This window comes from Hyalangium versicolor, assembly GCF_020103695.1.
Classification (GTDB): domain Bacteria; phylum Myxococcota; class Myxococcia; order Myxococcales; family Myxococcaceae; genus Hyalangium; species Hyalangium versicolor.
The window spans coordinates 1-1476 of record NZ_JAHXBF010000077.1 but is presented as its reverse complement, the minus strand read 5'-3'; the positions used below and the strand labels follow the sequence as shown (position 1 = coordinate 1476).

1 pseudogene is annotated in these 1476 nt (G+C 64.1%); it reads right to left on the bottom strand.

The window, feature by feature from the left end:
• Positions 1-167: 167 nt before the first annotated feature.
• Positions 168-1363 (bottom strand): annotated as a pseudogene (locus KY501_RS52770) (IS701 family transposase).
• Positions 1364-1476 lie beyond the last annotated feature (113 nt).

Sequence of the window (1476 nt, the reverse complement as noted above, 5' to 3'; positions counted from 1 at the left end):
TAGCACTACTGCATCAGGGGCCTGCAGGGTGAGCCGGGAGGCCTGGTCGGTGGCGTGAGGAATGTTGAGAATTGGAGCGATGACAGGTGGGGCACCGAGGCAGCCAGGTAGCGATCACCCGAGCCATGGCGAGCCGCGCGGAGATGAAGCTGTCATGGAAGTGTCGCTCAGGCCGAGAGGCACTGCGCGTGGGATTGAGGCGTCCCTCGGGCCGAGAGGGGAAAGGACCGCACCCGTTCAGCCACAATGAAGGCGTAGCAGCACAGGGCGACAGAGACGTGGTGGTGCCAACCTGGGAAGCGGCGGCCTTCGTAGTGGTCGAGCCCGAGTTCGCCCTTGAGGTCCTCGTAGACGCGCTCGGTTCTCCAGCGTTGCATCACCAGACGGATGAGCTGTCTTTTGCTTCTGCGCTCTGGCAGAGAGATGAGGAAGTAATTGGCAGGCTCGGACTCGCCGTCTCGCCATTCGATGAGCAGCCAGAGCGGTTCCTGCTCACGCTGGGGAACACCCGCGGCGAGGACTCGCCGCAGGGCAAAGCGCGCCGACAAGTCCCCTTGCGCCAGGTGCAGCGTCGAAAGCCGCCTCGCTCGTGGATGCGAGTGGCCAACGCCGAGACGCTCAGCGCTTCACCTTGCGAGCTTGCCTTTTCGGTCAGCAGGTGGACCGTGGTGTTGGCGTAGACCGCGACGGCGTAGTGCAGTCCTAACGAGCGCACGCCCTGACGGAACTCACTGGAACTGCCATAGGCGGTATCCCCCAGCACCACGCCTGGAGCAATCCGCTGTGTCATCGCCCGCCGGATCATCTCCAGGGCCAGTTGGGGCTTGGTCTTGAAGGTGACTTCCGGCGGAATGCGTGCCTCCGCGCGACGCTCAGGGCTGTGGGCCCAGCCGGTGGGCAAGTACAGCTCGAAGTCGATGGGCAGGTGCTCGGTGCGTGTGGCGACGCTGAGGCTGACGCCCACCTGGCAGTTGGCAATCTTGCCTGCCGAGCCGGTGTACTGCCGCTGCACCCCCACTGAGTGAGTCCCCTGCTTGAGGAAGCCGGTGTCGTCCACTATCCACGCTTCGACTTGCTCGCGCTCCACCATCGCCTCCAGCGCGTATTGCGCTGCCGCCTGCCTGACTTGCGTGTCGCTCCACTTCGAATCCACGGCGAAGTGCAACAACCTCTGATGCATCGCATCGACCTTGAGCGGGTCCGGGCAGGCCCGCGCGGCGATGGGCTCCACGCTTTTGCGCTCCGCGTCTCCCAGCAGCCCCATCGCGTAGAGGGCGAAGGAGCCTCGTCGGCTTTCGTTGCCCAGCACCTCCCCCATCTTCTGGAAGAAACTCTCAAGCCGCTGCACCGCCGCAGCATTCATGAACGGCTCCATACCTCATAGGTAGGGCCTCTCAGCACGGATGCAACAGGTACCAAAGCGCGCAACCCACGGCTGCTTGCTCCCTTGGTAATCCTGCCCCTAACGCAGTAGTG